This window comes from Staphylococcus pseudintermedius (genome assembly GCF_034042775.1).
In the GTDB taxonomy this organism is placed as follows: domain Bacteria; phylum Bacillota; class Bacilli; order Staphylococcales; family Staphylococcaceae; genus Staphylococcus; species Staphylococcus pseudintermedius.
This window is the reverse complement of the sequence record NZ_CP120150.1, coordinates 2,127,818-2,151,447: the sequence shown is the minus strand read 5'-3', so window position 1 is coordinate 2,151,447 and position 23,630 is coordinate 2,127,818. Positions and strand designations below refer to the sequence as shown.

General features: G+C 36.8%; 20 protein-coding genes. 15 read left to right on the top strand and 5 right to left on the bottom strand.

Annotated elements, in window-relative coordinates; all coding sequences use genetic code 11:
- The first annotated feature begins 60 nt into the window (after positions 1–60).
- From tarB to P3U61_RS10150, 4 genes are all read left to right on the top strand, one after another.
- Positions 61–1,152: a teichoic acid glycerol-phosphate primase TarB gene (tarB, locus tag P3U61_RS10165; RefSeq protein ID WP_014614623.1), complete on the top strand. Its 1,092-nt coding sequence runs from the start codon at positions 61–63 to the stop codon at positions 1,150–1,152.
- A 93-nt stretch (positions 1,153–1,245) separates the two neighbouring features.
- The gene (tagD, locus tag P3U61_RS10160; RefSeq protein ID WP_014614622.1) at positions 1,246–1,644 is read left to right on the top strand and encodes a glycerol-3-phosphate cytidylyltransferase; all 399 of its coding nucleotides are present in this window, start codon (positions 1,246–1,248) and stop codon (positions 1,642–1,644) included.
- 1,159 nt (positions 1,645–2,803) lie between these two features.
- On the top strand, positions 2,804–2,980 hold the full coding sequence (locus tag P3U61_RS10155) for a hypothetical protein (protein ID WP_233510579.1): 177 nt from the start codon (positions 2,804–2,806) through the stop codon (positions 2,978–2,980).
- Entirely contained in the window at positions 2,980–4,182 is a 1,203-nt protein-coding gene (locus P3U61_RS10150) for an MFS transporter (protein WP_096636574.1), read from the top strand. The genes P3U61_RS10155 and P3U61_RS10150 overlap by 1 nt, the downstream gene beginning before the upstream one ends.
- 661 nt (positions 4,183–4,843) lie before the next feature.
- Here the strand turns inward: P3U61_RS10150 and pbp4 are convergent.
- A complete protein-coding gene (gene pbp4 / locus P3U61_RS10145; protein WP_063284890.1) occupies positions 4,844–6,121 on the bottom strand; it encodes a penicillin-binding protein PBP4 in 1,278 nt (425 codons plus the stop codon).
- A gap of 274 nt (positions 6,122–6,395) precedes the next feature.
- Between pbp4 and P3U61_RS10140 the strand changes: the two genes are divergently transcribed.
- Complete coding sequence (locus tag P3U61_RS10140) at positions 6,396–8,150, top strand: ABC transporter ATP-binding protein (protein WP_096636575.1); 1,755 nt, start codon at positions 6,396–6,398, stop codon at positions 8,148–8,150.
- A gap of 156 nt (positions 8,151–8,306) precedes the next feature.
- On the opposite strand, the gene P3U61_RS10135 is transcribed toward P3U61_RS10140, so the two are convergent.
- Genes P3U61_RS10135 through P3U61_RS10125 form a run of 3 tightly spaced genes read right to left on the bottom strand, consistent with a single transcriptional unit; the run spans position 8,307 to position 10,701 of the window.
- A complete protein-coding gene (locus tag P3U61_RS10135; RefSeq protein ID WP_096636576.1) occupies positions 8,307–8,465 on the bottom strand; it encodes a FeoB-associated Cys-rich membrane protein in 159 nt (52 codons plus the stop codon).
- A gap of 12 nt (positions 8,466–8,477) precedes the next feature.
- Entirely contained in the window at positions 8,478–10,472 is a 1,995-nt protein-coding gene (feoB, locus tag P3U61_RS10130; RefSeq protein WP_096636577.1) for a ferrous iron transport protein B, read from the bottom strand.
- A complete protein-coding gene (locus P3U61_RS10125) occupies positions 10,465–10,701 on the bottom strand; it encodes a FeoA family protein (RefSeq protein ID WP_096636578.1) in 237 nt (78 codons plus the stop codon). The genes feoB and P3U61_RS10125 overlap by 8 nt, the downstream gene beginning before the upstream one ends.
- 275 nt (positions 10,702–10,976) lie before the next feature.
- Between P3U61_RS10125 and P3U61_RS10120 the strand changes: the two genes are divergently transcribed.
- The 9 genes from P3U61_RS10120 to P3U61_RS10080 all read left to right on the top strand — a co-directional run bounded on the left by P3U61_RS10120 (position 10,977) and on the right by P3U61_RS10080 (position 21,762).
- Positions 10,977–12,203: a NupC/NupG family nucleoside CNT transporter gene (locus P3U61_RS10120; protein WP_020220157.1), complete on the top strand. Its 1,227-nt coding sequence runs from the start codon at positions 10,977–10,979 to the stop codon at positions 12,201–12,203.
- A gap of 473 nt (positions 12,204–12,676) precedes the next feature.
- Positions 12,677–13,510: a YitT family protein gene (locus P3U61_RS10115; RefSeq protein WP_096636579.1), complete on the top strand. Its 834-nt coding sequence runs from the start codon at positions 12,677–12,679 to the stop codon at positions 13,508–13,510.
- Between the two features lie 366 nt (positions 13,511–13,876).
- Positions 13,877–14,680: an ABC transporter ATP-binding protein gene (locus P3U61_RS10110; protein ID WP_014614611.1), complete on the top strand. Its 804-nt coding sequence runs from the start codon at positions 13,877–13,879 to the stop codon at positions 14,678–14,680.
- A gap of 25 nt (positions 14,681–14,705) precedes the next feature.
- A complete protein-coding gene (locus tag P3U61_RS10105) occupies positions 14,706–15,710 on the top strand; it encodes a FecCD family ABC transporter permease (protein ID WP_096636580.1) in 1,005 nt (334 codons plus the stop codon).
- Complete coding sequence (locus tag P3U61_RS10100) at positions 15,707–16,723, top strand: FecCD family ABC transporter permease (protein WP_063278880.1); 1,017 nt, start codon at positions 15,707–15,709, stop codon at positions 16,721–16,723. Before P3U61_RS10105 ends, P3U61_RS10100 begins: the two co-directional genes overlap by 4 nt.
- Before the next feature lie 166 nt (positions 16,724–16,889).
- Positions 16,890–17,387 (top strand): hypothetical protein, encoded by a 498-nt coding sequence (locus P3U61_RS10095; RefSeq protein ID WP_014614608.1) that lies wholly within the window; start codon positions 16,890–16,892, stop codon positions 17,385–17,387.
- A gap of 284 nt (positions 17,388–17,671) precedes the next feature.
- On the top strand, positions 17,672–19,120 hold the full coding sequence (locus P3U61_RS10090) for an MDR family MFS transporter (RefSeq protein ID WP_014614607.1): 1,449 nt from the start codon (positions 17,672–17,674) through the stop codon (positions 19,118–19,120).
- A gap of 506 nt (positions 19,121–19,626) precedes the next feature.
- Entirely contained in the window at positions 19,627–20,694 is a 1,068-nt protein-coding gene (locus tag P3U61_RS10085) for a YkvI family membrane protein (protein WP_020220154.1), read from the top strand.
- Between the two features lie 42 nt (positions 20,695–20,736).
- Entirely contained in the window at positions 20,737–21,762 is a 1,026-nt protein-coding gene (locus tag P3U61_RS10080) for an alpha/beta hydrolase (protein ID WP_014614605.1), read from the top strand.
- Between the two features lie 264 nt (positions 21,763–22,026).
- On the opposite strand, the gene P3U61_RS10075 is transcribed toward P3U61_RS10080, so the two are convergent.
- The gene (locus P3U61_RS10075; RefSeq protein WP_020220153.1) at positions 22,027–22,548 is read right to left on the bottom strand and encodes a GNAT family N-acetyltransferase; all 522 of its coding nucleotides are present in this window, start codon (positions 22,546–22,548) and stop codon (positions 22,027–22,029) included.
- 160 nt (positions 22,549–22,708) lie between these two features.
- On the opposite strand from P3U61_RS10075, the gene P3U61_RS10070 reads away from it, so the two are divergent.
- Positions 22,709–23,629, top strand: a complete 921-nt coding sequence (locus P3U61_RS10070) for an NAD(P)H-binding protein (RefSeq protein WP_014614603.1) — start codon at positions 22,709–22,711, stop codon at positions 23,627–23,629.
- Position 23,630 lies beyond the last annotated feature (1 nt).

Below are 23,630 nucleotides of genomic sequence, written 5' to 3'. Positions count from 1 at the left end.
CAATACATTAGATTTGTGTTGAGGGTTTTGTTTTAAATAACATTTTAGGGTGGTGAAGAAATGATGCGTTATTATATCAAAGCATTTTATATTTGTATGGTTGCGTGTTTAAGTCGACTGTACAGTGCGTTACGTATCGATAGAAAACATATTGTCTTTTTAATGACTTTTAAAGAAGATCAATTACCAATTATATATCAACTGAGTCAACGCGGTTTTAACATTACTGTTTTTGCAAAGCCTAAAGATTTTCACTATTTAGAAAATAGAAAGCAGATTACGTATTATCCTTTGAAACAATCTTCTATTTTAAAGCAGTTAGCCGCATTAGCTACCGCAAAAGTGGTGTTTATTGACACATATTATTTAATTATGGCAGGGTGGCGCAAAAAAGAAGGCCAAACCGTCATTCAAACGTGGCATGCGGCAGGTGCATTGAAGAAGTTTGGTTTAGAAGATCATTCAGTAGATTTGACTCAAAAAGAACATGTGGATCAATATTGTGCAGTGTATCAAGCGACCGATAAATACTTAGTCGGTGGTCAACAGATGGCAGATTGCTTTGAAAAGGCGTTCGGGGCACGTTATGAACAGCTGCTCAGTTTTGGGAGTCCGAGATTAACGACATACCGACATATCGACCGACATGCGCATCAGCAAAAACTTAAAAAACAATTAGGTATTCAAAACAAAGTCGCTGTCTATTTACCGACTTATCGTGAAGGCGGGCAAACGAACCGTACGATTGACAAAGAAACATTTGAGACTGCGGTGCCTGGCTACACGTTGTTAAGTAAATATCATCCTACTGTTTCCGCAGCGGCAGAAAATATTAAAATGTGTACGCTTGATCTTATCGTATTGGCAGATTTAATTATTACGGATTACAGTTCTTTAGCGATAGAAGCAAGCATTGTCAATACGCCAACTTTATTTTACGTATACGATGAGGCGGATTATGAAATCGTACGAGGGCTCAACAAGTATTATTATGACATCCCGCAAGAATATAAAGCGTATGACGAGCGCACATTGTATGAACGTATCAACGAAGGTCAATTACAACCATTATTCCAAAAATGGCATCAATACAATACAAGTGAAAGCTTAAATCAAGTGGTCAACTATGTAGAAAAACTCGTGAGAATTTAGCGTTAACACTGGATATTTTTAGGAATTGAGAAATGTTTATGCTATAATTCTACAAAATGAAGAAAATATTAAACATGTTAAGGAGGTGTAAAGATGAAACGTGTCATTACATATGGAACGTATGATCTTTTACACTATGGACATATTGAATTACTAAGACGTGCACGTGAAATGGGGGATTACCTCGTTGTAGCACTCTCAAGTGATGAATTCAACCGCATTAAAAACAAAAAATCATATTACAATTTTGAACAACGTAAAATGATGCTTGAATCGATTCGTTACGTTGACCTTGTCATTCCTGAAAATGATTGGGGCCAAAAAGAAACCGACGTTGAGAAGTATGAAATCGATACATTTGTAATGGGGCATGATTGGGAAGGCGAATTTGATTTCTTAAAAGATAAATGTGAAGTGATTTACTTGAAACGTACGGAAGGTATTTCTACAACACAAATCAAACAAGAATTATACGGTAAAGACGCAAAATAATGGGAATAAAAAAAGACCGAAAGCGTGTGGAGTATCGCATTTTCGGTCCTTTTTTATGACTGTTATTCTGAAGTTTGACTTACATAAATATGTCGAAAAATAAAGGACAGAAAACCTGTGACCCCTTTCCATTAGCATGTCTCCTCTATAGTCAATCTTTAGAGAAATATAACACAAATTGAATCAATCTAAGTTGAGGAGGATTTCACAATTTTACATACAAGTGCCTTTTAAATTTAAAAGCGATACAACTTGATTAAAAGCACAAGAAAGAGGTGAACCTCGCTTTTCGGAATTTGAAGACACAGTTAGCGTTCCAAAAATTATAGGTCCACGTTGATGACAATAAATGTTCAAAAGTGAAGCTACATAAATGACTGTTTTTTCATAAAGACGTAGCAAATTTATATGCTTTCTCATATACGATAGCAACAAATAATTTAATAATTTTTATAATACTGTTGTAGAATGCTTTATTGAGTGGCACATTATTAAAAAAGAAGCTCGCGAACTACTTTTTAATAACATAATGAGGTGATAATGATAGAATTGGTAAAAAAAGCACCGAAATCTAAAAAATCGAAATTTTCAGTCAAGCGTTCAGGAAAAGTCGTAAAATAATCACTTTATAAAAATTGAAGTTAAAAAAAGGAAAAAGCTTCTCATATCAAAATGAAGCTTTTTCTTTTTGATACTTAAAGGAGAAAAGGGATGTTGAATGAAAATCTTATTAAAATGTTATTCTAATGATTTAGTTAACTTTCAGCTACTACGATTGTTTATACACCGAATAAGTTTCGAACCAAGAAAAAATTTTGAATATCAATTGTATTCACTTATGGATCCTATTAAAAAAATAAAACGAATGATTATGGAAGTTTAACTGATAAACAAAATTATTCGAATTTACTCAGGTTTTCGACTAAAGCTCGAATGGAACGTTATATTTCTTATAATTTACTGGCAATTAAAAATAGATTTATATATACATCATAAAGGACAAATAGATGTTGGTTCTAATATATTTTTAGAAATATATAGAAAATATGAAATAGGAAATATATATTTTGAAAACCTTGTTCAAGAAGAATATTATAAAGACTATTTAGAGAAGGTAGTAAAAGACGCACTTAATGAAAATATATTAGATGAAGTAGCAGTGGATGAGGAAATTTATATTAGCTTAGTTATTTTATTAGTAGAAGCCTATCTCAATACCGATCATATTACAAAAGAAATTGATATTTTTGAAAAGGTTTGTAATAAATACCCTCATAACGATTTATTGAAGCAAAATAAAGATCATTTAGCATCTATTAAAAGGGAGTCGAAATAATGAAACTATTGAATACATTAAAAAATTTCCCTTCAGCTCAAAAATTTTTATGGTTTAGTCTCTTTTTTTATTTCTCAATGTATCTTTCAAAAACGATACATGCATTATGGTTTGAAGAAAACCATGCTTTAACCTCATTTGGTTTTTCGTATACCATGATGGCAGTTGCAGGAATACTTTCGTTTTTTACAGGAAAATTGGGTGATAAGATTTCGCCTCACTTTGCATTAAGACTTGGTGTGGTCATTTATGCAGTTGGTTTAGCATTAAGGGTGTTCGCATATTCTTTTTGGATCGCGGGGGTATCAGGCTTTATTGCCGGATTAGGAGCTTCACTTGTGATTATATCCATGCGATTTTGGATTGTGTCTTTAGGGACAGAAGAAGATCGCCCAGCTTTGGTTTCTATAAGTGAAATGGGCAATCATACAGGAATTATGATTGGGACATCTCTATCCGGGATTCTAGTGTGGTTGTTTTCTTACTTGGTTGAAAGTCCTATGGCATATGTGCTCATTTTGGCGGCGCTATGCTGTTGTCTAACTATCTTTTTAGTTCCTAAGTTCCCTAGAAAAGTCACAGCATCCGAAGAAAGTCAGACACATTCTAAGAAGCCTTTAAAAGAATATAAATTAATGATGATTGGAATAGTGGCTTTAGGAATGATTGCAGGCGTGTCAGTCAGTTTAATTAGTCCGTTCATTCCAGTTATTTTAAAACATCAAGGTATATCAGTGTCACTGATAGGTTTATTTATGGCGATGATTAGTTTAACAGCTATTTTTGCAGCGCCTATCTATGCAAGTAAAAATGTCAGTCGTTATAAACAGTGGCTATTTTTTATAAGTGAACTCGTTGCAGGTCTATTACTCTTAATGTTTTTAACATCGTTACCAAGTTTAATCATATTATTGATTTTAGTGTTTAGAGCATTTTTATATACTGGATCGGCAATCGCTCAAGAATTGATAGAATTAGAGCTTTTTCCTAAACCGCATTTAGGCTTCTTTTTTGGATTATCACAATCTTCATTTTTTATAGGAGACGCCTTAGGAGGTACGTTTGGCGGTTATTTATACAATATGTCTATCACGATTGCATTAGTCATATGTACTTCGCTATTAATATTCAATGCTTTTCTATTGCCATTATTCTTTACTGCTATGAAAAGACATTATAAGGAAGGGGGGAGTGTTCATTAATAGTCGTTTTGGTAATCCTATATGATTGGCTTTCTCAGATGCAAACAAACCCATATTTTTGTCTGAGAATAAAATTATATGTGATAAAGATAGTATTGAAAAAATATGCTAAATAATAAAACAATATTATCTAAACGTTACAATCAGACTATTATAAATGCCTATCTATTAGAAAGTGAATGGTTCAATGAAAAGTTTAGTGTAGAAGATATACAAACAGTTTTTAATTGAAAAAAATTTATAAAAGATATTAAAATAAAAGTTTACGTTATCCAAGATGACAACGATAGTATACTGGACTATCGAGATACATTGGAAGCTGTAAAATATGCAAAGGAAAATCATCTACCTTGGACGTTTTTCACAGAAGTTAATGTTGATCATGTGCCGTTGACTGAAGAGCAAAGGGAAAATAGATTTATGTTGATTAATTATTTAATATAAAGTTTCAAAAAAATGCATCATAAAAAAGTGGATAGCCGTAAAATTATGACATTCTACGCCCATCCACTTTATTTTATGGTGGTAGTTATATATGCGTTTCATCTGCTCATCACAAGGGTGCACTGTTTTGAGGCTGCTCAGTTTTTATAAGTCAAGCCTATTCAAAGTCATTAGTTTAATCGTTATCACATTGTTAAATCAATCGACATCACGATTTTTATTTTCTGAATAGCAATTTCAACAAGCGACGTAAAATAAATGCAAGGATGAGTACAATGACGAGAAATGCGAGTGACGTCAATATTGGAAATGCATGCCAACTTGAGACGACAACAGATTTAGATTCATAGATAAGCGGATTTTCAACTTTTACGGTTGGAGGCCCGTCGTTTTTCGTAATGAACTTGCGTGGATAATCGAGATGTACTTGACTATCTTTGACGACAAGATGATAAGGTTTAGACATATCTTTCGGCACGACATCGTATAAATCTTCTGTCACATAGTACGATTTTCCATCAATTTTATGTTTACCTTTAGACAATATCTTTTTATAGTCATATTGTGAAAACGTATAATTAATGGCACTCGCGCTCATCATGTTACGCTGTTTCTCGCCACCGAGATGTTTATAATCTCCAGCGCCCATAATAATATGGAAAATGCGGAATTTTCCACGTTTTGTCGTTAATGAATTGTTGTAGTCTGCAATATCACTCGAACCCGTTTTCAATCCATCTGTGCCAGGTAAGCTCATGTTACCACCTTCTAACAAATCGTTAAAGGTATAGTATGTGACACCGTGTTGTGTCGGTGCAATTTGTTTGGTGAAATATAAAATTTTAGGTGTGTCTTTCACAACATGCTGGGCAAGTATGGCATAGTCGCGTGCTGAAGATGTTGAAGATGATTCGTGTTGGTATTTCTTTGGCGCGAATTCCAATAATAAGCGATTTTCTGCACCAGTAGGATTCACATAGTGGGTGTGCGTCATACCTAGAGATTTGGCAGTGTCATTCATTTTATCGACAAAGTCTGATGTGCTATCTGAAACTTGATTGGCTAAAATCAGTGCAGCTGCGTTACTTGAAGCGGAGACTGTAATCTGAAGCAATTCTGCAACGGTGTATGTTTCACCAGGATAAAGTTTCGTATTACTCAACTCTGGTAAGGTGGACATCCGGTAATGTTGGTCAGTGATTTGGACCGTGTCGTTTAAAGATAACTTCTTTTCTTTGACAGCTTGTAACGTTAAGTACATTGTCATGAGTTTGGTCATAGAAGCAGGATACCATTGTTGTTCGCTTTGAAACTCATACAAAATTTGTCCTGTTTGACTGATGTTGATCATGCCTTCAGGTTGATAAGCCCACGTAACAGGATAACCACTTTGTTGTGCAAGTTCAACCGGTGTGGGTGTATATGCACGTGCAAAAGGTGTTATAATAGTGGAAGCGAAGAATACAACCACAATGGACAATATTATTTTTTTCATATGTATTCCCTCAATCTAAAAAACTATAAATGATAAACAACAAGATTCATTTTACCACAAAGTTTGTCGTTTATAAATGTTAATGCAGACTGATATGAGGGGCATAAGAGAAGATATGAAACCGAGTTGAGCCGTTGTGGTCACTTTGAGAACAATCTGTTGAAGGGTAAAAGTAGAGGTAATCGTAAATGCGGTAAGACTGCCTTCATAGTGAATGAAGACTGAGGGGCGTCTTATAGCATCACTATAACGAAAATAAAAGAGGTATGAAGTTATGAAAGCACGCAACCCACTTGTATTTTTATTAAAGAAAATTTCATGGCCAGTTGGATTAATTATCGTGGCCGTGACGATTGCTTCAATAGGTAGTTTGACCGGATTATTAGTTCCTTTATTTACAGGGCAGGTGGTCGACAAATTTACTTTTGAATCGATTAGTCCTGTATTTATTATTGCACTGGTAGCGGTATTTTTAGTGAATGCCGTGTTAAGTGGTTTCGGTTACTATTTACTTAATAAAATAGGCGAAAAAATTATTTATGCCATTCGTTCTGTGTTATGGGAGCATATTATCCACTTGAAAATGCCGTTTTTTGATAAAAATGAAAGCGGGCAATTGATGAGTCGTTTAACAGATGATACGAAAGTAATCAATGATTTTATATCACAAAAGTTACCAGGGTTTTTTCCCGCGGTGATTACGCTCATTGGGTCATTAATTATGCTGTTTGTTTTGGATTGGCAAATGACTCTCCTTACATTTATTACCATTCCTATATTCATATTAGTGATTGTGCCACTCGGTAAAATTATGCAAAAAATATCAACGAATACGCAAACTGAAATTGCGAATTTTAGCGGGCTACTCGGGCGTGTATTGACAGAAATGCGTTTAGTGAAAGTGGCCAATACTGAGAAACTAGAATTAGATAAGGCGCATAGCAATCTTAAGACAATTTATAACTTGGGGCTGAAACAAGCGAAAATTGCGGCCGTCGTTCAACCGATTTCAGGGATTATTATGCTGATTACGATTGGTATTATTCTAGGTTTTGGAGGCATGCGTATTGCTTCGGGCGCGATTTCAGCGGGGACACTCGTAGCGATGATTTTTTACGTTTTAAACTTATCGATACCTTTGATCAACCTTTCTACATTAGTAACGGATTATAAAAAAGCAGTAGGGGCGAGCCAACGCATTTATGAAATTTTACATGAACCACTTGAAAACATCGCCGCACCGAATTTACAAGATGAGATTCCAACTGGTGACTTGAAATTTGATCATGTCTACTTTGGATATGATGATACACCAGTGCTTAAAGATGTGTCATTTAATGTATTGCGTGGCGAAGTGACTGCTTTTGTAGGGCCGTCTGGTTCGGGTAAAAGCACATTGTTCAGTTTGATTGAACGGATGTATGAGATTGATCAAGGTGGCATTTATTATGATGGTACTTCCATTGATGCGTTATCGTTAACAGATTGGCGTAGAAAAATCGGTTACGTCATGCAAAGTAATGCGATGATGAACGGAACGATACGCGATAATATTTTATATGGTGTGGATCGAGAAGTGTCTGAAGAAGAATTGATTCACTATGCAAAACTTGCGAACTGTCATGAATTTATTATGGAATTTGAACAAGGTTACGACACAATCGTTGGAGAGCGCGGCTTGAAGCTGTCAGGCGGTCAACGTCAGCGCATCGATATTGCACGAAGCTTTGTGAAAAATCCTGACATTCTGTTATTAGATGAGGCAACTGCAAACTTAGATAGTGAAAGTGAGCGTAAAATTCAAGAAGCATTAGATATTTTAATGGAAAACCGTACGACAATCGTCATTGCACACCGTCTCTCTACAATTAAAAAAGCGGGTCAGATTATTTTCTTAGACCATGGCGAAGTAACAGGCAGAGGACGTCATGAAGAATTAATGCAAACACACGCCATGTATCAGCAATTTGTTGAAACCCAAAATTTAACACAGCATCGAGCAGTAACAGAACAAACTGAAACAGAATGATAACGAAAAGAAAAAGACTGGGTATCGAAACCACTTGAAGCAGTGCGTTTTCAACCCAGTCTTCTTTATTGTATAGTCAATCATTTGTATCTTCGCTTACTTATCCTCACTCAAAAAGTAGGTGAGCAATAGAAACGAAGATGTGGGTAGGGCCCATCACTTCAAATGTTTCGGTAAACTTTCAGTCGGACAACCCTTACTACTTTCACATGCACTACATTTTCCTTGCTTCGACTTTTTGAAAAAACTAAGCATTACCCAAGTTGCATAACCTAATATCAATGCAATCAGTAATAAATTAATGAATAACGTCAATTTCAACGCCTCCTATATAAAGTGCGAACCGATTTGATAGACTAGCAATGACAACACGTATGCAATGACAAAGGGGTACGTCACAGCAAGCATCGTCCATTTCCATGAAAGGGTTTCTTTACGTATCGCAGCCACTGTCGCTAAACATGGGGTGTAAAGTAAAATAAAAACCATGAATGAATAGGCAGAGAGTGCTGTGAAATGTGTTGATACAGTAGCGACGAGACTCTCTTCACTGACCGCAAAAATAATGGCCATGGAACTAATGATAACTTCTTTCGCTAAAAATCCAGGAATGAGTGTCGCAGCGGTTTGCCATGAACTGAATCCAAGTGGTGTAATCAGTGGTGCAATAGCCGCACCAATCATGTGTAAGAAACTTTGGTCGATAGGGACATCCATACCAGATGGGCCCGTGTAATTGAGTGACCAAATCACAACAGAACCTGCAAAAATAAATGTACCTGCTTTTTTAACGAACCCTTTTCCTTTTTCCCAAGTACTACGCCATAATGTTTTAATTGAAGGTAATCGATATGGTGGTAACTCTATGACAAAAATAGATGTATCTTTTTTTAGCACTGTTTTAGATAGTAACCAGCTCACGAGTAACGCAACAACAATGCCTAATACGTATAGACTTAACACGACAAGTGCTTGATGTTGTGCGAAGAAAATCGCTACGAACAACCCATATACTGGAAGTCGCGCAGAACATGACATGAACGGTGCAATTAAAATGGTCGTCAGCCTTTCTTTTTCTTCTTCGATACTGCGCGCCGCCATAATACCTGGTACGTTACAACCAAAACCGATTATCATCGGAATAAATGACTTGCCGTTAAGGCCGAATTTTTCCATCAACCGGTCCATAATCACTGCAATACGCGCCATATAACCTGAATCTTCTAATAATGAAATGAAGAAGAACAGCACTAAAATTTGTGGAATGAACACGAGTACACCGCCAACACCCGCAATAATACCGTCTGTCACCAAGTCTTGAAGGGCAGGATAAATACCGAGCTTATCCATAATATTGACCGTTTGATCGGTTAAAGGACCTCCGAAAAATGCATCCAACTGGTCAGAAAGCGGTGTCCCAATCCAAGTAAACGTCAGTTGAAAGATGAGCCACATCATTCCTAAAAAGATAGGGATACCCAGTATTTTATGTGTGAGCAACGCATCGATTCGTTCAGTCAAATGTTGGCGCTCTGCCTCAGGATAAGTCACAATTTCAGCAAGCATGATGTCAATATACTGTTGCCGACATGTCAAAATATGTTGTTCAAGGTCGAGCGTATTGAACTGTTTAAACTGTGCCGTCAATGTCTCAAACTGTTGTAGCGTTTCTTCATCTAAATATCGCAATACAGCTGGATTATTAAGTAAATATTGAATGGTTAAAAAACGGTAATGGCGCTGTGCTAATGAAAGTGTGGTAGGTAATGCTTTGACAAGTTGTGTTAATAAATTTTCAACGTCATCACCATAATGGATTTTTAAAGGTCGTTGTCTAGAAACATGACGGTCAGCAAGGGCATTGAGCACTTCATCGCTCCCTTTACCGGTACGTGCAATAACAGGTATAATCGGAATATGCAATTGACGCATTAAACGTTGATGATCAATCCGAATTCCGCGCTTATGAGCCACGTCAATCATGTTCAGACCGATGAGCAATGGCGCGCCATACTCTAACAATTGTACAGTTAAATTAAAATTGCGTTTAATTTGAGCTGCATCGATAATATTGATCATGCCGTCGAATTTTTCATGCAGTAAATAATCGGTTACGACGGTTTCATCACGGGAAATGGGAACTAAGTCGTAAATTCCAGGTAAGTCGATTAAATGACCAGAATTTTTCTTAAGTTGACCGACCTTTTTGTCTACTGTGACACCGCTCCAGTTTCCGACATATTCATATGAACCGGTTAGAGCGTTGAAAAGGGATGTTTTTCCTACGTTCGGATTCCCTAAAATACAATATGCATTACTCATAAGCATACTCCAATCTAATCTCGCAAGCATCACAGTTACGAATACAAATATGTTGGCCGTTCACTTTTAATGTACAAGGTCCTTTGAATAATCCTTTTTGATGGACAGAAATTTGACATCCTTCTACACAACCTAGAGCTCGTAGACGATGTTTTAAATGGACATTGTCTGTATCTAAAGCTTTGACACGATATTGTTTTCCGATCTTAGCATTTCCAATATGTAACATACGCACACCTACTTATCGTTAATGATAATCATTTTCACTTAACTATAGAATAATCCTGTTTTCATTTGTAAGCAATAACTTTTTGATATCAAATGTGAAAAAATATCGAATTTCAATCTAAACATTTTAAAGTGACAAATTAAAAACGGACTCATGCACATCGTGTTGAGATGAATTGAACTTAAATGAGACTGAAAAAATATATTCTCAGTATGTAAACGTCGTGGTATACTAATGTTGTTAAAAAACAGTTGAAAGGTAAAAGGTATCTCCTTATGTATTTGATTATTAACATTATTGGGTTGTTTGTCTTTTTAGGGGTTGCATTTTTATTCTCACGTGACCGTAAAAACATTCAATGGGCTTCTATTGCGACACTTGTTGTCCTTAACTTGATTTTGGCATGGTTTTTTGTGTATTTCCCAGCTGGTACTTTATTTGTTAAAAAGGCTGCTGAAGGGATTTCTTGGGTTATTGATGCAGCGTTTACGGGGATTGGCTTTGCATTCCATAGCTTCACAGCGCCAAAACAATTGGACATGGCAGTAGCGGCGCTATTCCCGATTTTATTAGTTGTGCCACTTTTTGATATCTTGATGTATTTACGTATTTTGCCATGGATTATGCGCGGAATTGGTTGGGTACTTGCTAAAATTACACGTCAACCTAAATTCGAGGCATTCTTCGGTATTGAAATGATGTTCTTAGGAAATACTGAAGCACTTGCGGTTTCAAGTGAACAATTAAAACGAATGAAAGAAACACGTGTGCTGACATTAGCCATGATGTCGATGAGTTCGGTTTCTGGTGCGATTGTTGGTGCTTATGTGACAATGATTCCAGGTGAATTAGTATTGACAGCGATTCCGTTAAACATTGTCAACGCGATGATCGTTGCTTCTATTTTAAACCCTGTGAAAGTTGAAGTAGACGAAGATGTGATTTACGATTTACGCGCAAATGAAGCACGTCAACCATTCTTCTCATTCCTTGGTGACTCTGTGCTAAATGCTGGTAAATTAGTATTAATCATTATCGCTTTCGTTATCAGTTTCGTCGCATTAGCAGAATTAGCAGACCGTTTAATTCACTTAGTTACTGGTGGCATTGGTCACTTATTCAATGCAAAAGGTAGCTTCGGTCTTGACCAAATTTTAGGTGTATTCATGTATCCATTCGCATTATTACTTGGTTTACCATTAGATGAGGCATGGTTAGTTGCACAAAATATGGCGAAGAAAATTGTAACGAATGAATTTGTTGTTATGGGTCAAATCGCAGGAGAAGTGAATGATTACGCACCTCACCGTCGTGCAGTCATTTCAACATTCTTAATCTCATTTGCAAACTTCTCAACAATCGGTATGATTATCGGTACGTTAAAAGGTATTGTGAATGAAAAAACATCTGACTTTGTATCTAAATATGTACCAATGATGTTATTAGCAGGTATTTTAGTATCGTTATTAACAGCTGGTTTCGTAGGTTTATTCGCGTGGTAAAATCAACCGCTTGTGAATGAATCACAACGTTTTTGAATATAGGAACTAGGGGTTTGGACTCAATGATGTCTGAGCCTCTTTCTTATGTTGGCAAGACACTTTCAATGACATGCGTTAGGAGAAGTGTGAATAAAAATAGAGCAGCCCAGCTGATGCTGAACTGCCTTAGACGGGAAATGAATAATTTTGATTGATATTCGAGCATGATATCAATCTCGAGCAAAAAATCTCTTGTACTATTAAAAACACAAAGGAGATGGCCTCTTGTTGACTAGATGACTAGCAACAAATAAGGTAGTTTCTATTATACACATATTCTCGCCAAAAGTAAACGAAATATTCAGAAATTTAAAATTTTATTTTGCGACTGCTGAAAAGAGTTGTCAGTCAAGGGTTTCGCTTTGTTACAAAGTTGTGATAGTATGGCTTATGACGAGTTAGAAATGATATAAAAGAATGGGAGGAATCATTGGGTGAGCAGAACAATAAGAGATTTGTTACTAGTTATCGTTGGCGCATTTATTTTTTCAGCGGGGGTTAATGCATTTGTTATCGCCGGTGATCTCGGGGAAGGTGGTGTGACAGGTCTCGCTATCGTACTTTATTATGCGTTTCATTGGTCGCCTGCCATCATTAACTTTGTCGTTAATGCGGTATTGATTGCGATTGGTTACAAATTTTTAAGTAAAAGAAGTATGTATTTAACGATTGTCGCTACAATATTAATTTCTGTATTTTTAAGTTTAACACATACTTGGCAAGTCAAATCAGATGATGTCATCATTAATGCTGTGTTCGGTGGGTTTTCAGTCGGTTTAGGTATTGGTATTATCGTTTTAGCCGGTGGTACGACAGCTGGAACGACCATTTTGGCACGTATAGCGAATAAGTATTTAGATGTCAGTACACCTTATGCATTGCTCTTTTTTGATTTAATTGTCGTGTTGATTTCATTGACAGTGATTCCATTAGATCGCGCACTGTTCACCGTGATCAGTTTATATATCGGTACAAAAGTGATGGATTTCGTTATTGAAGGTTTAAATCCTAAAAAGGCAGTGACGATTATTTCAAAAGAACCTGACCGCATCGCTAAAATGATTGATGAAGATATCGGTAGAGGTGTGACGATTTTAAATGGGCGTGGTTATTTCTCCAAACAAGAAACGGATGTGCTTTATGCCGTAATTAGTAAAACGCAATTGTCACGGACGAAGCGGTTAATTCGTAAAATTGACCATAGTGCGTTTGTAGTCGTGCATGACGTGCGTGACGTCTATGGTAATGGATTTTTAGTAGAAGATTAAAATTAAAAAGAAGGGTTGAGCATATCATATCATGATGTCTCAGCTTCTTTTTTATGTGTAATCTGGGCAGAAAAGAAGTTTGAAATTGTTTTTGACTACGAGTGAATCAAAATTTTTAGATACATGCGTATACATAAGGATATGGATGAAGTTTAATTGAGATTATTTTGAGTTAGAAATTTTTGATAAATGATGATATACTTGGCATAAACATGATAATGATTATCAATTGCATAAAATGTATATAGATTTCGCAATATTAGGGAATGAAAAGCTCACGATTCGTGGTGAGTGGAAACAGTAACGCCTTAATCACGTGATGGATAGTGTCCTAGGGCGTAATCGTTTTAAGAAAGAAGGATGACGATGAGTAGATTAACAGGTAAAGAGGTCACAATTGGGTACGGTGACCGTGTCATTGTTGATAATTTAGATGTCGCAATTCCAGATGGTGCCATTACGTCAATTATTGGGCCAAATGGCTGTGGCAAATCAACATTATTAAAAGCACTTTCTCGATTATTAAATACAAAAAGTGGTGAAATTTATTTAGACGGCAAAAATATTCATGTCCAGTCAACAAAAGAAATAGCTAAAAAAATAGCGATTTTACCTCAGTCTCCAGATGTGGCGGATGGTTTAACGGCTGGAGAGCTTGTTTCTTATGGTCGCTTCCCACATCAAAAGGGCTTTGGTCGCTTGAATGAAGAAGATAAAAAAGCGATTGATTGGGCGATGCGTGTGACAGGAACGATAGATTTTAAGCATCGTGCAGTCAATGATTTAAGTGGTGGGCAACGCCAACGTGTTTGGATTGCGATGGCGCTCGCACAAAAGACAGACATTATTTTTCTTGATGAACCAACAACGTATTTAGATATTTCACACCAACTTGAAATTTTAGAACTTGTACAAGAACTGAATGCTGAACATGGCACGACAATTATTATGGTATTACACGATATTAATCAAGCAATTCGTTTTTCAGATCACCTTATCGCAATGAAAGATGGCGCTATTATTAAACAAGGTGATACGCATGAAGTACTGACGAATGAAATTTTAGAACGCGTATTTAATATTGATGCAGAGTTAAGTACAGATCCACGTACAGGTAAACCGATGCTCGTGACCTACAACCTGTTGTGTAAACATTATGAAAAAGCTTAAAGGTTGAATTAACGGAGTATAGAACATGTTGAAAAAAAGAGTGAACATGAAGTGGAGTGATGCGGTACAATTTATCTGTGCCGTTATCGTACTATGTATTGTATTTATTATTGCGACTTTATTAGGTGAAGCGCATGTGAATTTAAGTACCATTTTTGAAGCGATTTTTCATTATAATCCGAAAATCCAAGCACACAATGTGATTTCAGAAGTTCGAATCCCTCGAAATATCTGTGCTGTGCTTGTAGGGATGGCACTTGCAACAGCGGGTGCCGTTATTCAAGGTGTCTCTAAAAATGGACTTGCAGACCCCGGCTTAATTGGTTTAAATGCTGGGGCTGCTTTTGCTTTAGCGCTCACTTTCGCACTGTTTCCAGGGGCGTCATTTATTGCGCATATTATTGCTGGTTTTATCGGGGCGATGCTAGGTGGCGCGATTGTGATGACGATTGGTGCGTCGAGACGAGATGGTTTTAACCCAATGCGTCTGATTTTAGCTGGTGCTGCTGTCAGTGCGCTGTTAACGGCACTCAGTCAAGGTGTGGCGCTCATTTTTCGTCTCAATCAAGCCATTAACTTTTGGAGCGCAGGTGGTGTGTCAGGCACAAATTGGCAGCAAATTCAAATCAGTGTGCCGATTATTTTAGTGACTTTAATTTTATTGATATTGATGAGTCGACAGTTGACGATTTTGAGTTTGGGCGATGCGTTAGCTGTAGGACTCGGTCAAAATATAAAGATGGTCCGCACAGTCGCTTTAATTTTATCGATGCTACTGGCAGGAGTTTCTGTAGCGATGGTCGGTCAGGTTGCATTTGTCGGTCTCATCGTCCCGCATATCGTACGTTCTTGGGTCGGTACGGATTACATGAAAGTCCTTCCAATGACTGCAGTAGTAGGTGGTACGCTCGTTTTAGGTTCGGATCTCGTGGCAAGACTGTTAGGTGAAGCGCCAATGAGCGCCGTTATCTCCTTTATCGGTGTCCCTTACTTTTTCTATTTGATTCGTAAAGGAGGACGTACACTATGATTCATCCGGGTTTAAAACGAAAGCAGCAGTTGACATTCATTAGTACACTCATACTTTTAATGCTCGCAATCGTATGGAATTTAACGACGGGTGAATATGCAATGTCGTACGGTCAAATTATTCAAACATTTCTAGGACAAGGTGATGCGGCAGATCGACTTATATTAATTGACTTTCGTTTGCCACGTGTTGTCATTACGTTGTTAGCGGGTATTGCTTTAAGTATGAGTGGTGCTGTATTACAAAGTGTTACTAAAAATCCTCTCGCAGAACCCGGAATTTTAGGCATCAATGCAGGAAGTGGTTTTGCTATCGCGTTATTCGTCTCTTTAGGTCAAATACACGCTGATCAATTTGTCTATGTTTTACCTATCGTCAGTATGTTGGGGGGCTTAGGAACAGCACTCGCCATTTTTATATTAAGCTACCAAGGCGATAAAGGGCTTTCTCCGGCAAGTATGGTGCTGATCGGTGTCGGAATGGCCACTGCATTATCTGGTGCGGCGCTCACGATTATGGCGACCTTTAATAAGGAGCAATCTGAATTTATTGCAACTTGGCTAGCCGGAAATATATGGGGCGATACATGGCCGTTTGTGTTTGCCTTTTTACCATGGCTCATCGTTTTAGTGCCATTTTTATTCATCAAGTCTGAAACACTTAACATTTTAAATACGAACGATACAGTGTCTAAAGCATTGGGCATTCGACTCAATAAAGAACGCTTCATTTTAGTTTTAGTAGCCGTGACGCTTTCAAGTGTTGCAGTCGCTGTTGCCGGTGCAATAGGTTTCATCGGTTTAATGGGCCCGCACATCGCGAAATCTATCGTCGGTCCGAGACATCAGCTTTTCTTACCGATAGCTATTATCATAGGGGCATTATTACTCGTTGTTGCAGATACGCTTGGAAAAATACTCTTACAACCGAGTGGCTTACCTACCGGGTTAATCGTTGCTGTGATTGGTGCGCCATATTTCTTATATTTGATGTATCGCACACGTTCTGTATAATTTCAGCCTCAAGATTGAAGTATATTTCTATAAAATATGTTAAAATGTTCATTGTATTAAAAAATTTGATAAAATTGGACTTAATGTGATTCGCCAATCTGTATTCTTTTAGCAAGTATGTTAAGATGAAAGTGATTGGACTATGGCACATTCAGGAGGACGAGCCATGCAAGATTTAATAAAGAGACATGTCTTAAACGGCGAATTTGATGCAGTGAAAAATTTAATGTCTGCCACTGATTTTTTAGAATTTGAAGAAGCCTATATTTCCAGTGCATATGAAAATGAAAGTGTCATGTACTACACGTGTTTGTTGTACATGATTAAAGAAGCAGAAACAACTGAAATCCACGACTTAGCTTTTCTATTACTCGTATACCCTTTAAGTGACGTTCCAGGTGCAATCGAGGCCGCGTATTATCATGCCGAATCTTCTATAGATTTGACGAAGGGTAAAGAGGTGAAGAGCTTGTTACAAATGTTATTGTTACATGCACTTCCGGAACCTGTGATTTCTGATAAAAAAGCTTTCGAAGTTTCGAAACAAATTTTAAAACTTGATCCGAGCAATAAAGTCGCGCGTAATGTATTGAAAGATACAGCTAAACGTATGGATCAAGTCGTTGTTGACTTTGACCAGTTAAGTCATTATAAAGATGCATAATTTTTGAATAATAACCATTCGATGTGATTCAAGCATTGGATGGTTTTTTGCATTGAGTTAAAACAAAAGGGGACAGATTCTGCGCACCTATTGCTCTGCTTGTTCAAAAAATAGGGATACATGAGTGAAGTGGTTTTGAGAACTGCGCAATACGGGAATATAAGTTGTGCAATTTTAAATATAATGCTGATATTTTAATGAAATTGAAAAGAAAGTTGTATATGTATCTATTTATTGTCGATTTGTGTATAATAAACAAGTTCGAAAAAAGAGGGAGTTAAATTATGGAGAACAAAAGTTATTCAAAAATTATTATGACGGTATTTCTTATTGGTGCTTTTTTCATGATTTTAAATGAAACACTATTGAATATTGCATTACAAGAGCTGATGCATTACTTTGATATTTCGAGAACGACCGTGCAGTGGATGGCTAGTGGTTTTATGATGGTCATGGGAATTGTTTCACCACTATCTGCGTTAATTATCCAATGGTTTACGACAAGACGATTATTTTTAGGGCTACTCGTCATTTTTACAACAGGTTCATTCGTAGCAGGTTTTGCTGTGAATTTTCCGATGTTATTAACAGGACGAATGATCCAAGCAATGGGGACTGGCTTGATGATTCCGCTTATTATGAATGCGATGCTACTTTTATTTGATGAGTCAGTGAGAGGGCGTGTCATGGGGACATTTGGACTGATTATCATGTTCGCACCTGCACTCGGGCCGACTTTATCAGGTGTTATTGTTGACTATTTAGGGTGGCGTTGGTTGTTTTTTAGCGTCATTCCGTTTATGTTATTTACATTTGTATTTGCATTTATTTTCTTAAAAAATGTGGGAGAAGTCACACGACCTAAAATCGATGTACTGTCAATTATTCTTTCAACGGTCGGCATTACAGGGTTGATTTTCAGTGTGTCTAAAGTGAGTTCGGTAGCTGGCGGCTTATTGAATTGGCAAATCGCCGTACCACTCGTTATTGGACTCATCAGTATTATCGCTTTTATCCGTCGACAGTTTATTTTAGAGGAACCTATTTTAGATTTTCGCGTGTTGCACTATCACAATTTCCGTAAAGGGATGATTATTTTTGTGATTGTGATGATGAGTATGTTTGCATCTGAAATTGTGATGCCAATGTATTTACAAGGACCTATGGGTTTCTCTGCTAAAGTTGCAGGCCTTATTTTATTACCAGGTGCTTTGTTGAATGGATTACTCTCACCATTTATGGGAGGATTGTTTGACAAATTTGGACCACGTAAAATGGTTATTCCTGGTTTGTTTTTACTTTTGGTAGTAGCGATATTCTACACAACCATTCATCCAGGTATTCCAGTTTATGCCTTTGTAATTGCTTATATTGTACTCATGGTCGGCATTGCTTCTATTATGATGCCAGCAAGTACGAATGGTTTAAATGCTTTACCGCAAGATAAGTATCCACACGGCACAGCGATTTTTAACGTCCTACAACCGATTGCAGGGGCAACAGGTATTGCGGTGTTTGTAGGTATCGTTTCTGGTGTACAAAATAACGAAATCTCAAAACACGAACATGTGACACAAGATATTGTTAACAAAGCGATGACGATGGGGATGCACAGTGCTTATATTTTCGCAATTGTATTGATTGTAATAGGTATTTTCTTCGCGTTTAGATTAACAAACGCTTCTAAAGAAAAGAAATTACAAGAAGCTGTTTCACAATCAACAGAACAATGATGATATCGTCTTTTTAAGGGCTAGGAAATGAAGATTTCTTAGTATGTTTTTCTTATGTATGGACATTTTAATAGACAAGGCTAAGGATAGAAAGTCGGTCTTGTTTTTAAATCAAATGTACTTCATTTTTTTAAAATTAATATTTCTGTTTAGTTATGTATAATGTTACAATTAAAATGAAATTCTGATAAACCCCGTGCTACAAAGTAATGAATTCAAGTGTCATGATGAAAATTAATACAATTTTTCCATGTTTTTTTGCATTCTTATAAGAAATTGACCTTGATTTCCCTTTGAATATGAATAAAAATACAAAAGCAATACATTATAGCGTTTGTTTATTCGATAAAGGGTATAAAAAATAGCGTATAAATGAATTTGATGACATCGTGAACGCTGTTGTATCAAGGGATACAGACGTTTTTAAAACTGGATGGAATTTGAAATTAATGAATGAATATGTTTTAATGTTTAACGTGTTTTGCTAACGAGGAGGTCAAAACAGTATGAAAAAATATAGTGAAGCTATAAAGATAGCTTTTGCCTATGTAGGGGTAGTGGTCGGTGCCGGCTTCTCTACAGGCCAAGAAGTACTGCAATTTTTTAGTCAGTTCGGTATTTATTCCTATATAGGTGTGGTGATTTCGGGGTTAATCTTGACGTTTATCGGTCGTCAAGTTGCGAAAATCGGAACAGCGTTTGACGCAGAAAACCATGAATCAACACTAGAGTATTTATTTGGTAAAAAACTTGGACTTGTGATTGATTACGTTTTAATTTTATCATTGTATGCTGTAACGATTACGATGATTGCAGGTGCAGGTTCAACATTTAATGAAAGTTTCGGCGTGCCGACATGGCTTGGTGCATTGATCATGTGTATTATCGTTTATATTACGTTATTAATGGACTTCAATAAGATTGTGCGTGCATTAGGTGTTGTGACACCGGTACTGATTGTGTTAGTAGTACTGATTGCCGCAGCATCATTATTCCAAGGATCTATTCCATTTTCAAAAATTAACAGTGTAGTAGAAAAGCCGAATTTAGGTATCGCGATTTGGAATGGTTTTAACTATGGTGGTTTAGCTTTCGCAGTTGGTTTTAGTACGCTTGTAGCTATCGGTGGTGACGCATCTAAACGATTAGTTTCAGGTTTAGGCGGCTTAATCGGTGGTGTGGTTTATCTTGTGCTATTAGGCTTAATCAACTTTGCGCTTCATTCTGAATATACAGAGATTAAAGATGCAGCGATTCCTACATTAGTTTTAGCTGGGAAAATTTCACCTATTTTAACATTTGTACTTTCTATCGTGATGTTAGCGGTCATGTATAATACAATTTTAGGTTTATCTTATTCATTCGCTGCACGTTTTACGTCACCTTATACGAAGCGTTATTATTTAATGATTTCTATTATCGTCCCATTAGCTTATGCATTGAGTTTCGTAGGCTTTGAAGGTTTAATCGCTGTCGTTTATCCAATGATGGGGGTTATCGGTCTATTTATCGTTGTTGCAGTAGTCGTGAAGTACTTCTATAGAAAATCACAAGATAAGAAATTCATTGCTTAATTAATAGGATATGTTACAATTTTTCCGAAAGGAAAGATTGGAATGACAAATCGTAGAAAAAGATGGATTTTGATTACCATCATTATTCTTATTGTTATAGCCGGTCTCATAGCCGGCTATTTTTTTGGTTCTCATGCATCAAAAGAGGCTGAGAATAAAGTTTCGATTCAAAACAAAAATGTTTCAGCTTTTGAAAATATTACATATATGGAAGGACTTCCAAACAGTCAACTAGATATTTTAATGCCGAAACATGTGAATGCTGATGACAAATTGCCAGTCATTTTTTGGGCGCACGGCGGTGGCTTTATTGCAGGGGATAAGCAATATAAAAACCCTTTATTGGCGCAAATTGTAGAGCGCGGTTATGTTGTGGTGAATGTCAATTATGCGTTGGCACCGGAATATCAATATCCGACACCCCTCATTCAAATGAACAATGCAGTTCGTTTTATTAAGGCGCACGAGCAAGAGTTACCGATTAATTTAGATGAAGTGATTATCGGTGGGGATTCTGCGGGCGCACAAATTAACAGTCAGTTTACAGCGATTCAAACGAATGCACAATTGCGTGCTGATATGAGATTTGAACAGCAATTTAAGCCAGAACAATTGAAAGCAGCTATTTTCTTTGGTGGTTTTTACGATATGCAAACCGTACGTTCGACTGAATTTCCAAGAATTGATTTATTTATGAGAAGTTATACAGGCGTGAAACATTGGGAAACACGATTTAAAAATATTGCTGAAATGTCAACGAAAAATCAAATTACGTCTGATTTCCCAGCTACTTATTTGTCAGTGGGCGATGCGGATCCATTTATGAGCCAAAATGTTTCTTTTGCTGATGCACTAGAAAAGAAAGGGGTCGTTGTAGAACGCTTTTTCTTTGACGGTTCACATCAATTAAAACATCAATATCAATTTCATTTACAGAAGCCAGAGTCTAAAGAGAATATTCAACAAGTATTGAGCTTTTTAAGTCGAAACACGGCGAATACACAAGTGAATACCGAAGTGAAAGATGATATTCATACAGAAATTAATTTAAATCCGTATGAGATGTAGTTCAATAAATGGCTGGCGGCTGTGCTCAATTGATTCAGTAGTATCCATATACATCAAATGCAGAGAAAGAGGTTGGGATCAAATTAACACCCAGCCTCTTTCTCTGCATATGTATAAAGGCAAGGGGGTGGGATATTAAGCTTCCCAGCCTGTTGCCTATGTTTTGTCGGATATGAAATGATCTTAATTCATCAAAAATCTTAAATGGATTAACAATGAATTTAGTGATTCGCTATTGGAAATGGTACACTAAACATATCAACGTCACACAGTTGTCTCATCATTTAATAAATAAGCCATCATAAGCTCATTATAATACTGACCTTGAATTTTTAAAGTGTGACGCATTTCACCTTCAACTTTAAATCCAGCCCGTTTGTAGAGGTGAATGGCTGTTTTATTTTCAGTGACAACAGTTAATGCAATTCTAGTGATGCCGTGTTCCCGACACCAGTTTTTACAATGTTGAATTAAATCAAACCCGATACCTAAGCCTTGGAATTGACGTAATACCGCCATAGAAATTTCTACTTCGTGTTCAACGCGACGGAGCTTTTGAGTTGTGACCGTCAAATAACCGACTAATTGATGTTCATTTTCTGCGACGAGGATGGTGAGATGGGGCGAAGTAATGACAGTTTCGATATGTGAAATCGCGTTTTCTAATGAAGGCATATATTCACCCGGATCATAAAGCATGTATTCTGATTCTTCAAAAACTTGTTGCATCAGTGTAGTCAATGCTTCCACATCATTGATACTGACTTCTCTTATTGTAATCGTCATACCTACACCTCCATTCAGTACATAATCATAGGACACGTTGTTGGAATTGTCATAAGCTTATTGTATCTTAATTTAATAAATATAGGAAATTTCTAACATGATGAATTGAGTTTTGAAAAACGGATTATAGATTGATAATAAAGTGAGAAAGGAGCTTTTTATGAAACCGCATGTGTTGTTAGCTGGAGGTACCGGCTATATCGGCAAAAGCTTAATCAAAGAATTGCGTGATACGACGACACTACATACTATTTCACAATATCCTAAAAGTCAGTCACACGCTGATACTACAGTGATTAAAGGTGATATTTATCATTATGCTGATGTGTTACGTGCAATGGAAGGAATGGATATTGCGGTCTACTTTTTAGATCCGACGAAGCATTCAGCCAAATTGACCCGTGCCTTAGCGAAAGATTTAAATTTAATCGCAGCAGATAATTTTGGGCGTGCAGCAGCAAAGCAGCAAGTGAAAGAAATTATTTATGTGCGCGGGAGTCAATTTGATGAGGAGACCGTGAAACAACTCGGGGCTTATGGTGTCCCTATTAGAACGACTGAGCATGTTGTTAAACGGCCGCATATTTCTGTTGAATTTCAAACATCAAAATACAATGATATTCGTATTGCACACCATATCCCGAGACCACAAACATGGAATTTAGCGCAATGGATACAACAATTGCGTATATGGCTTACGATAACACCGGGCACGAGGGTTACGGTTGAACAAGAAGGCCAACAATTCAAAGTGTATCGCAAAAATAGTCAACAGTTATGGATGCAATTAGAACTTGAAATGATAGATAAAGATTTATATCGATTGGTAATGACAAAAGGACGTTTAGCACGATTAAATCAAGGCAAGTGCATGCAAATTGAGTTTCGTTACATTCGTCAATTTGATTTTGTGATTGCACATGTTTTTAATTTTATTCCAAGCGCACTCTGGCCGATCGCATATTTCGTTCAAGTGCCGTTGATTCAAATGATGTTGCGTGGTTTTGATACGAAATGTCGCATTCGTCATTTTCAATATCGTAAACAAAATGGAGAGGACTTACGTTATACAAAGGACTGAT

Bases quoted from the DNA above. Each gene is read 5' to 3' on its own strand.
- tarB (WP_014614623.1), top strand. From the start codon at position 61: ATGATGCGTTATTATATCAAAGCATTTTATATTTGTATGGTTGCGTGT.
- tagD (WP_014614622.1), top strand. From the start codon at position 1,246: ATGAAACGTGTCATTACATATGGAACGTATGATCTTTTACACTATGGA.
- P3U61_RS10150 (WP_096636574.1), top strand. From the start codon at position 2,980: ATGAAACTATTGAATACATTAAAAAATTTCCCTTCAGCTCAAAAATTT.
- pbp4 (WP_063284890.1), bottom strand. From the start codon at position 6,121: ATGAAAAAAATAATATTGTCCATTGTGGTTGTATTCTTCGCTTCCACT.
- P3U61_RS10140 (WP_096636575.1), top strand. From the start codon at position 6,396: ATGAAAGCACGCAACCCACTTGTATTTTTATTAAAGAAAATTTCATGG.
- feoB (WP_096636577.1), bottom strand. From the start codon at position 10,472: ATGAGTAATGCATATTGTATTTTAGGGAATCCGAACGTAGGAAAAACA.
- P3U61_RS10125 (WP_096636578.1), bottom strand. From the start codon at position 10,701: ATGTTACATATTGGAAATGCTAAGATCGGAAAACAATATCGTGTCAAA.
- P3U61_RS10120 (WP_020220157.1), top strand. From the start codon at position 10,977: ATGTATTTGATTATTAACATTATTGGGTTGTTTGTCTTTTTAGGGGTT.
- P3U61_RS10110 (WP_014614611.1), top strand. From the start codon at position 13,877: ATGAGTAGATTAACAGGTAAAGAGGTCACAATTGGGTACGGTGACCGT.
- P3U61_RS10105 (WP_096636580.1), top strand. From the start codon at position 14,706: ATGTTGAAAAAAAGAGTGAACATGAAGTGGAGTGATGCGGTACAATTT.
- P3U61_RS10100 (WP_063278880.1), top strand. From the start codon at position 15,707: ATGATTCATCCGGGTTTAAAACGAAAGCAGCAGTTGACATTCATTAGT.
- P3U61_RS10095 (WP_014614608.1), top strand. From the start codon at position 16,890: ATGCAAGATTTAATAAAGAGACATGTCTTAAACGGCGAATTTGATGCA.
- P3U61_RS10090 (WP_014614607.1), top strand. From the start codon at position 17,672: ATGGAGAACAAAAGTTATTCAAAAATTATTATGACGGTATTTCTTATT.
- P3U61_RS10085 (WP_020220154.1), top strand. From the start codon at position 19,627: ATGAAAAAATATAGTGAAGCTATAAAGATAGCTTTTGCCTATGTAGGG.
- P3U61_RS10080 (WP_014614605.1), top strand. From the start codon at position 20,737: ATGACAAATCGTAGAAAAAGATGGATTTTGATTACCATCATTATTCTT.
- P3U61_RS10075 (WP_020220153.1), bottom strand. From the start codon at position 22,548: ATGACGATTACAATAAGAGAAGTCAGTATCAATGATGTGGAAGCATTG.
- P3U61_RS10070 (WP_014614603.1), top strand. From the start codon at position 22,709: ATGAAACCGCATGTGTTGTTAGCTGGAGGTACCGGCTATATCGGCAAA.